Annotated in this window: 7 protein-coding genes; 1 reads left to right on the top strand and 6 read right to left on the bottom strand. The window is 70.6% G+C overall.

Annotation, left to right across the window (positions count from 1 at the left end; translation table 11 throughout):
• Positions 1–91: 91 nt before the first annotated feature.
• Positions 92–514, bottom strand: a complete 423-nt coding sequence (locus ACWFR1_RS39585) for a MarR family winged helix-turn-helix transcriptional regulator (RefSeq protein ID WP_453560784.1) — start codon at positions 512–514, stop codon at positions 92–94.
• A gap of 162 nt (positions 515–676) precedes the next feature.
• On the opposite strand from ACWFR1_RS39585, the gene eno reads away from it, so the two are divergent.
• Positions 677–1,984 carry a phosphopyruvate hydratase gene (eno, locus tag ACWFR1_RS39580; protein WP_453560782.1) on the top strand — a complete coding sequence of 436 codons (1,308 nt, stop codon included), beginning with the start codon at positions 677–679 and terminating at the stop codon, positions 1,982–1,984.
• 24 nt (positions 1,985–2,008) lie between these two features.
• On the opposite strand, the gene ACWFR1_RS39575 is transcribed toward eno, so the two are convergent.
• From ACWFR1_RS39575 to ACWFR1_RS39555, 5 genes are all read right to left on the bottom strand, one after another.
• Positions 2,009–2,560 (bottom strand): GNAT family N-acetyltransferase, encoded by a 552-nt coding sequence (locus ACWFR1_RS39575; protein ID WP_453560779.1) that lies wholly within the window; start codon positions 2,558–2,560, stop codon positions 2,009–2,011.
• Positions 2,561–2,624: 64 nt separating this feature from the next.
• A complete protein-coding gene (locus ACWFR1_RS39570) occupies positions 2,625–4,472 on the bottom strand; it encodes a hypothetical protein (RefSeq protein ID WP_453560777.1) in 1,848 nt (615 codons plus the stop codon).
• Positions 4,473–4,485: 13 nt separating this feature from the next.
• Positions 4,486–6,120: a patatin-like phospholipase family protein gene (locus tag ACWFR1_RS39565; RefSeq protein ID WP_453560774.1), complete on the bottom strand. Its 1,635-nt coding sequence runs from the start codon at positions 6,118–6,120 to the stop codon at positions 4,486–4,488.
• Positions 6,117–7,805, bottom strand: a complete 1,689-nt coding sequence (locus ACWFR1_RS39560) for a GMC oxidoreductase (protein ID WP_453560772.1) — start codon at positions 7,803–7,805, stop codon at positions 6,117–6,119. Before ACWFR1_RS39560 ends, ACWFR1_RS39565 begins: the two co-directional genes overlap by 4 nt.
• 83 nt (positions 7,806–7,888) lie before the next feature.
• Complete coding sequence (locus tag ACWFR1_RS39555) at positions 7,889–8,335, bottom strand: hypothetical protein (RefSeq protein ID WP_453560769.1); 447 nt, start codon at positions 8,333–8,335, stop codon at positions 7,889–7,891.
• Positions 8,336–8,752 lie beyond the last annotated feature (417 nt).

Genomic DNA, 8,752 nt, shown 5'->3' with positions numbered 1-8,752 from the left:
ACAGCCGCAATCTCGTCCGGAGTCACACCCTCTCAACGCAACACCGAGCCAGAAGGACACGCTCAACCACAGCTGACCTGACCAAGCACTACTAGCGCGTCGCGAGTCGCTCCAGCAGGGCGGCGCTGTGCGCGAGGAGCGTCCGCTCCTCGTCGTTGAGTTCGGCCTCGATGGCCTGTGCGAGCCAGCCGGCCCTGCGGCCGCGCTCCGCCTCGAGTGCTGTGCGGCCCGCGTCCGACAGTTCGACCAGTGACTTGCGGCCGTCCGTGGGGTGCGCCCGGCGCGTGATCAGGTTCTGCTCCATGAGGAGTCCCACCGAGCGGGCCATCGACTGAGGGCGTACGCGCTGATCGGCGGCGAGGTCGCTGGTGGTCATGGCGCCGTTGCGGTCGAGTGCGCCGAGCACGGCGGCCTGCCCCAGCGGGATGCGGTCCTCGTGCTTGACGCGTCGCGTGAGCTTGCCCATCGCGGTGCGCAGTTCGGCGGCGATGGCGGCGGCTTCCGGGGTGGGCATACGGCACTTTACCCCGCTGGTCCGCAAAGCCGTGCGGCTGACCTGTGCAGCAATGCTGTACAGCAAAACTGTGCAGCATTGCTGTATGGTTCGGCTCGTCGGGTCCAGCGTCAGCGTCGTCGCAGCCGGGGCTCCGGCACACGACAACGGGAAGGACCTCCCATGTCCACGAAGGCAGTCGGAACAGTCGACGCCACCATCGAGACCGTCACCGCCCGCCGGATCATCGACAGCCGGGGCAACCCCACGGTCGAGGTCGATGTCGTCCTGGTGGACGGATCCCTGGGCCGCGCGGCCGTCCCCTCCGGCGCCTCCACCGGCGCCCGGGAGGCCGTGGAGCTGCGCGACGGAGACTCCGCGCGCTGGCACGGCAAGGGCGTCGACCGCGCGGTGGCGCACGTCAATGGGGAGATCGCGGCCTCCGTGCGCGGCCGGGACGCCGCGGACCAGGCGGGTCTCGACGCCGCCCTCGTCGCCCTCGACGGCACCGCCACGAAGTCCCGGCTCGGCGCCAACGCGATCCTCGGCGTCTCCCTCGCCGTCGCCAAGGCCGCCGCCGCGGCCCACCGGCAGCCCCTCTACCGCTACCTCGGCGGCGCCGGAGCCCACCTCCTGCCGCTGCCCATGATGAACATCGTCAACGGCGGTGCCCACGCCGACAATCCGCTGGACTTCCAGGAGTTCATGATCGCGCCCGTGGGCGCGGACACCTTCGCCGAAGCCGTCCGCATGGGCAGCGAGGTCTTCCACACCCTGCGCCGCGACCTCCTGGCCGCAGGGCACTCCACGGGCGTCGGCGACGAGGGCGGCTTCGCACCCGCACTGCGTACCGCCGAGGAGGCGCTCGACTTCGTGACGGCCGCCATCGAGCGCACCGGCTACCGCCCCGGTGCGGACATCGGCCTGGTCATGGACCCGGCGTCGTCGGAGTTCTTCCGCGACGGCGCGTACGACTACGTGGGCGAAGGGGTGCGCCGCACTCCCTCCGAGAACGCCGACTACCTGGCCAAGCTCATCGACGCCTACCCGGTCGTCTCCATCGAGGACCCGATGGCGGAGAACGACCTGGACGGCTGGCGCGAGCTGACCGCCCGGGTCGGCGACCGGTGCCAGCTCACCGGTGACGACGTGTTCTGCACCAACGAGACGCTGCTGCGCGAGGGCATCCGCACCGGCGTCGGCAACTCGGTCCTGGTCAAGGTCAATCAGATCGGGACCCTGACCGAGGCACTGGCCACGGTGGCCACGGCCCACCGGGCGGGCTGGACGGCCGTCATGTCGCACCGCTCGGGCGAGACCGAGGACACCACGATCGCGGACCTGGCCGTGGCGACCGGCTGCGGTCAGATCAAGACCGGCTCGCTCTCCCGCTCCGACCGGACGGCGAAGTACAACCAGCTGATCCGGATCGAGGAGGAGCTGGGCGACTCGGCGCGCTTCGCCGGGCGCTCCGCGCTGCTCAGGGCGTGATCGGTCGGTAGCGGTACCAGCTCTCTAGACCTCGGGAAGCGAAGGGTCGGGCGTCCAGGGAGCGGGCGCGACGAGGGACCATCGTTCGTGGTCGCGCCAGGCTCCGTCGATGTAGAGGTAGTCGGGCGACAGGCCGTCGTAACGGAAGCCCAGTCGCCGGACCAGTGCCAGGGACGACGTGTTCGCCGGCTGGATGTTCGCCTCCAGCCGGTGGAGCCGCAGGTCGTCGAAGGCGTGCCGCAGGACGAGGGCGAGCCCTTCGGCCATGTAGCCCCGACCGGCGGACGGGGCGAAGGCCGCGTAGCCGATGGAGGCGCCCTGGTAGCGGCCGCGGACGATCGAGTTGATGTTGACCATCCCGGCCGCCTCGCCGGTCTCCCGCACACGGATCAGGAAGCCCAGGTTGGTGCTGTCCTCGAAGCGGCGCATCCAGCTCCGGAACTCCTCCGCGGTCGCCGGCAGCTGCATCCACGGCGAGTGGAGCTCGGCGCTGGCCCTGACGAGGGAGCAGAACTCGTCCTGGTCGGCGGTGGTGAACGGGCACAGTTCGACTCGGGACGGCATGGAGGAGGTCATGGGCCCATCGTAGGACCGCCTTCGAACAGAGGGTCAACCGAGTGATCCGTCGTCCGTCAGAGGGTCAACCGAGTGATCCGTCGTCCGTCCGAGCGATCGTCACGGGGTCCTCGATGAGGTGCACGGCCGGTGGCGGCTTCGGCACCGGCCGCATCCACGCGGTCGGGGTGTCCGCGACCTCGGCGAGGTCCCAGTCCCGGCAGGTGGCGTCGAGCGCCAGCGGATAGAGGGTGAGCGTGCCGTCCCGGGCGATGTGCATGCGGAGGAATCCAGGACGGTCGTCGATCGACTGCCCGGACATCTGCCACTCGGCGACCAGGCCCCGGTCCGTCCACAGCACCCACAGGGCGAAGAGCAGGGACCCGAGGAGCGCGCCGATCACCGCCGCGACGGCCAGCAGGATCAGCAGGATCCAGATGCCGTTCCAGGAGAGAGGGACCTTCCGGGCCACGGCGACGGCGACGGACAGGGCGCCGACGGCGACCGCCAGCTGAAGCAGCACGGCGACGACCGGACCGGACGGCATCCCGGGCCGGCGTCCGCGCAGCAGCCCACTGCCCCAGCCGATCACGAACGGCAGGACGAGCAGAACCGCGCTCGTGCAGAGCAGCCCGTACACGTCGTCCGCGCCGGCGCTCCGCACGGCTCCGACGGGATTGTGTCTGCCCTCGGCCAGCGCGAACACGCCGCTCGCGAGCAGGACGAGCACCAGTTGCAGCGCCCCGGCCAGTACGGCGAAGCCGGGGTTGCGCCGCGGGAGCCAGTACGGCGACCAGGGCACGGCGATCCCGCGGGCGAGCGCGCGGGACTCCTCCGCTTCGGGATACGTGTGCCGGGCGAGGGCGAACACCGGCGGCGGAACGTCCTTCTCCCGCATCCGCGAGGTCTCGGGCGGCAGCGGCAGGGTGCGCGGCAGCCGGTGGGTGGCGGCCAGGAACGCGCCGCCCAGACCGCACGTCACCATCTGGCGCCGCCGCGGGTCCGGAGGCGGCCCGCCGTCGGATCCGGGCGGGTCGTCGGGCAGCTGTTCCGCGTAGCGGGCGTAGTGGTGCTTGTCGCCCGTCAGCCAGAGCCGGATCGACGCGCCCGTCTCCTCGCGCTTCCGGGTCGCCTCGTCGAAGCGGGTCCGGATGACGTTGTGGTCGAACCAGTGCAGCGAGTTGAAGGCGTCGGGCTCCTCGTCGCTCTCGACCCAGGTGGGCGCCGCGGAACAGACGATCACGCTGTCGCCCGGCAGCAGCCGCGGCGAGAGGTGGGTCTCGAAGTAGCGGCGCTGCGGATCGTCGACGTAGGAACCGAGCTGGCTGTCAAGGCCGACGAGCCACCACCGATGCGGCAGCCTCACGGCGAAGTAGCTCCGGCTCTGCCGGGTCTCCCAGCCGCCGATGGACCGTCCCTGGGCGAACATCCGCAGGAACGCGGTGAGTCCGTCGTACCAGTCGTGGTTGCCCGGCAGCACCACCATGAGCGGCAGGTCCGGCGCGCTCGGCAGAGCGGCGCGGTAGGGGCCCTTCATCCGGTCCTCGTACGCCGTCGTCGACGCCACCGGATACACCTGGTCCCCGCCCAGGACGAGCAGCGAGGCACGGGGGCAGGCGCCGGCCCCTTCCACGACGAGCCGGTCCGCCGCCACCGCGGACGCCACCGAGTACGTCGCCTCGAAGCCGTCGCCGAGGTCGGCGGCGAAGTCGATCCAGATCTCGTCGGCGTCGGGACGCGCCAGCGGCGCGTGCAGGAGTCCGGCCTGGAGCGCGCCCTGGATCTCCCGCTTGTCCGCGTAGTCCGCGAAGACGGCGGCCAGCCCGACCTTGACCGCCGTACGGGCCAGCTCCTTCGGTGCCAGCCAGCGCACCGGTTCCTGCGGTGTGAACAGGAGCGCCGTCGCCTGCTTGCGCAACTCGTGGAAGTCCACGGTGGATCCTCCGTCACAGCGGTGACCAGGGCAGGACGTCCTGCGCGTACACGTCCCACAGCTTTCCGGCGAAGAACCGTCCGAAGCGGCCCAGCACGGCGGCCCTGCCGGGGAGTGTCGGCGCCTCGACCCGGAAGGTGGTGAGCTGCTTCAGGAAGTCGGCCGGGCGGATGCGAACGGAACCCGAGGCCACCATCGGGGCCGTGGACTCCTCGCCGGCATCGACATGGCCACGGAGGATCCGGGTGTGGAGGACCGACGTGTCCCGCCAGACTCCCCGCCGTGAGTCCTCGTCGACGTCCTTGTGCCCGCTGAGGGTGAGCCGATGGCCGGCGCGGTCGGTGAAGAACAACCGGTAGCGCATCTGCAGGTGTTCCGGGTCGGAGGTCTCCACGAACAGCTGGAAGGTGCCTCGTTCGACGGGCAGACGTCCGCCCAGTTCCTGGCAGACGATCTCTCCCCGCAGCGCGCCTTCGTGCTCCGGACCGACGATGAAGCGGTCCACTCCCCGGATGTCGACGGTCACGTGCAGGGCCAGGTCGGCGGTGGCTCGCCCCTCCGCCGAAGTCTCCTCCCGGGCGTCGCGGGTCTCCTCTCGGGCGTCGTGCTCGCCGAAGACGACACGGCCGACCATGCGCTCGGTGAACCGCAGACTCGTCAGGTCCTCGGAGGCGGAGCCCGGGCCGGAGCCGGCGCTGGGGCCGGAGTCGGGGGCGAAGACGGGGCCGGGGGCGGGGTGGTCCGGCGGGGTGCTCGGCCGCCAGGGAATCCCCTGGGCGGTGCACCAGGCGCGAGCGTATCGGACGCCGAGTTCCACGGCCTGCGCGAAACGGTCCCTGCTGAAGTTGACGAGGTAGTTCAGCGGGACCTCGGCGCTCAGGAGTCTGACCTCGATGAGGCGCCCGAACTCCCCGCGCTCCCCGCCGCGGATCGCCGCGTTGCTGGCCTCGATCCGACGCAGCCAGTGCTTCAACTGGCCGTTGGCCGTCGTCTCGATGATGTGGAAGTAGTTGGCCACGAAGCCGTCCCGCCAGCGGTGGCGCCGGCTGACCGTCCAGATGATCCAGAGCTCGTCACAGCCTCGCCGGATCGCCTCCTCGACGTTTCCGTCGGTCAGATAGACCGGGTCGATGTAGGTGTCCCCGTCGATGACGACGGGCGGGAACCACATGGGCAGCGCGACCCCGGCACAGAACCGCTCCTCGTCCATCCGGTCCGCGGTCACGATCTCCAGTTCGTTGGCGGTGAAGTTGTAGAGGTTGAAGGTGGCTTCCCGGTCGGTGGCCCGGATCCTCTCCCAGTCCAGCCCCCAGCCGGGGAAGACGTGCCGCCGGTAGCCGTCCAGCGTGAAGAGGGACCTGGCGTACGGCCCTTTCGGCAACTCGCGCCAGTTCGGGGACACGCCCTTCAGGGGCGAGAGGCGGCGCCAGTTGTCCGCGATCTCGCGTCCGGACATCCCCTGGCAGTACATCGCGAGGTTGAACACGCCCCCGCTGGCGCCGTCGACATGGTCGAACCGCAGGTCCGCCTCGTCGAGCAGGACTTGGAGGGCGCCCGCCTGGAAGGCCACCTTCAGCCCGCCGCCGGCGAGGACGAGTGATCTGCGCGGGGAGTCGCCGCGGCGCTCGCCGCCCTGGCCGGTCGTCATGAGGGCCTCGTGGGGTTCTTCCGGTGATCCTCGATGAGGCGGTCCGCCGACCGGTCGGCCAGCGCCGCGATGGTGAGCGAGGGGTTCGGGCCCACGGGTCCGGGCATCACCGAGCCGTCGGCGATCGACAGCCCCGGACAGCCGTACACGCGCCCGTACGGATCCACCACGCCGTGCTGCTCGTCGCGTCCCATCGGCGCGCCGCCCAGGGGGTGCACGGTGATCAGACGGTTGAGCCGCCACAGGGGATTCGAGGCGTAGTGCCCGCCGATCGCGCGCGACACGCGTCCCATGGTCTCGTTCATCTGGTGGAAGTACGGGTCGGAGGCGGTCGGACTCCAGTCGAGGTCCAGATTCCCGTCCCGGAGGAACATCCGGCCGTCGGGGACGTCCCTCCCCATGCCGAGCAGCGGCACGGACGTCGCGGTGAACAGCCCCTTGCCCATGGCGTCACCGAGCTGTCGCCCCACACGGCTCTTGGCGGTTCTCGTCAGCTGCGACCATCCTCGCCGCAGTACGAACCTCGCGACCCTGTTGGACAGGGTGAGGACGTTGTGTTCGACGAGCCAGTTGAGGAACTCCGGGTATCCCGCGTCCTCGATGTAGAAGCCCCGGGCGGACTCGCCGTCCGCCGCGCGGTCCCTGCGCATCGCGCTCGTGATGACGGGGCCGAGACTCGGCTCCAGCATGCGCGGCACCGTCTCCCCTGGCCGGTCCTGACGCCCTTCGCGCGCTTTGATCACCAGCCCGAGGAAGTCCCCGTTCCCGGAGAAGCGCGTCCCCAGGGCGGGGCTGAGTGCGGGGAACGCGCTGCGGTTCCTCAGCAGCAGATAGGTGGTGCCGAAGGTTCCGGCGGAGAGGACGAGCCGTCGGGTCCTGACCGTGTGGCGCTCGGGAGGCGCGAGCGGATCGTCGTGCCCGGCGGTGCCGTGCTTGACGTACGAGACCAGGAACCCCTCCCGGACCGGCTCGAAGGAGCGGACCTCGCAGAGCGTCCGGATGTCCGCCCCGAGCCGGTCGGCGGCGCTGAGATAGGTGAAGTCGAGACTGTTCTTGCTGCCGAAATTGCAGCCCAGGTCGCATTCACCGACCAGCCTGCACGTGTAGCGCGGGCTGTGATGGAGATTGTCCTCGCCGCCCTCGACGGGAACGCCCGGCGCCGGGGGACTTCCGAAGGAGACGGCCAGCGGAGGGAGTTCCCACGGCAGACCCAGCCGCTCCGCCGCCTCCCGCATGGCGACGGTCTTGGGCGTGTCCTGATACGGCTTCACGTCGAACGGGTACCGCTGCGCGCCCAGCATGGCCTCGACGCGGTCGTAGTGCGGATCGAGGTCCTCCCGCGTCACGGGCCAGTCCTCGTACCCTCCGTCGAACGACTCGTGGACGAACCAGCTTTCCGGCTTGCGGATCAGCACGTTGGCGTAGATCAGCGAGCCTCCGCCCAGCCCGCTGGACACCAGGGCGTCGAGCTTCGAGAAGCTCCACATGTCGTACAGCCCGTGGAGCCCGGAGTCCGGATCCCAGAAGTTCTTGGCCGCGGCGTGGGGACTACGGGGGAAGGATCCCGGCGGGAACGGCTTCCCTCGTTCCAGGAGGCATACGCGGAGGCCGGCCTCCGCCATCCGGAACGCCGTCACGGATCCGCCGAAACCCGACCCGACGACGACGGCATCGAAGACGTCCACGCTCGCCACCTCTAGAAGCCGAAGACCGTGCCTTGGCTCCCCCCGCATGCGGCTGCTGCACGCGCCACCTCCCTTCCCATGGTTCACCCACGGGTGGTCACCCGCACGTCGGGGGCGTGCCGCGGCCCGGGGGTGCGTCCGGTCCGGGGCGACCGCCTGCCGTGCAGGGTGAGGAAGTAGATCTGAAGGGATTCCTCCGGTCCTCGCTCGAAGCGGTTCACGACCCGGCCGAGCGGATTCCATATCCGGCCGTCGGGCATCCGCGCCCCGACCGGGTGCGCGAAGACGGGACGCAGGGGGTGCTCCGGGGGCAGGTCCACCCAGACCGCGCCGGCCTGGCGCACCAGCACTTCCCCGACGTACGCGCCGAGTCCGAGCAGCGGCCCCGCCACGCTGTCCCGCCCGGTGCCGCCGCGACGCAGCCCGTCGATGAGCCGGTCGACGATCCGCAGACTCGTCGCGGAGTAGTCCAGAGGAAGCCGCGCCCGCGCCGTCGCGCGCTCGACGAACCCGGATGCGTGACGTCTCATGTCGTCCGCGCTGAACTGCCGGCCTTTCGGGTCCATGTGTGATCACCCTCTGTGCGTATCGGTGAGCTCTCCAGGTGATCAAGCGGATCCCGCGCCGGAATCATCACGGGGAGAGGACGTGATCGCGGTCACAGAGCGGTGTCCGATACCGAGGAGCCGACGACGACGCGCCACCGCCACCGCCACCGCCACCGGCGCCTTCGGCCGAACCACGTGCGGCGGCGAAGCGACCGCCCCGGAGCATCCACCGCCGCCCCATAGGGCCTGACATCCGCCCGCGGCGGCGCCGCCGGCGGATGTCAGGCCGTGAAGGGGGCTGGACCTAGCTTGACTCTGTCGGGGATCTTGGAGTTTCCCGGTGCGCCCGGGGTGATCGGTGGGCATGCTCGGGGTGTTCCGAGAGCCTATGCAGTTGTC

Source organism: Streptomyces sp. NPDC055103 (assembly GCF_053607625.1).
This window is presented reverse-complemented; position numbering and strand designations above follow the sequence as displayed.

Bases quoted from the DNA above. Each gene is read 5' to 3' on its own strand.
- ACWFR1_RS39585 (WP_453560784.1), bottom strand. From the start codon at position 514: ATGCCCACCCCGGAAGCCGCCGCCATCGCCGCCGAACTGCGCACCGCG.
- eno (WP_453560782.1), top strand. From the start codon at position 677: ATGTCCACGAAGGCAGTCGGAACAGTCGACGCCACCATCGAGACCGTC.
- ACWFR1_RS39575 (WP_453560779.1), bottom strand. From the start codon at position 2,560: ATGACCTCCTCCATGCCGTCCCGAGTCGAACTGTGCCCGTTCACCACC.
- ACWFR1_RS39565 (WP_453560774.1), bottom strand. From the start codon at position 6,120: ATGACGACCGGCCAGGGCGGCGAGCGCCGCGGCGACTCCCCGCGCAGA.
- ACWFR1_RS39555 (WP_453560769.1), bottom strand. From the start codon at position 8,335: ATGAGACGTCACGCATCCGGGTTCGTCGAGCGCGCGACGGCGCGGGCG.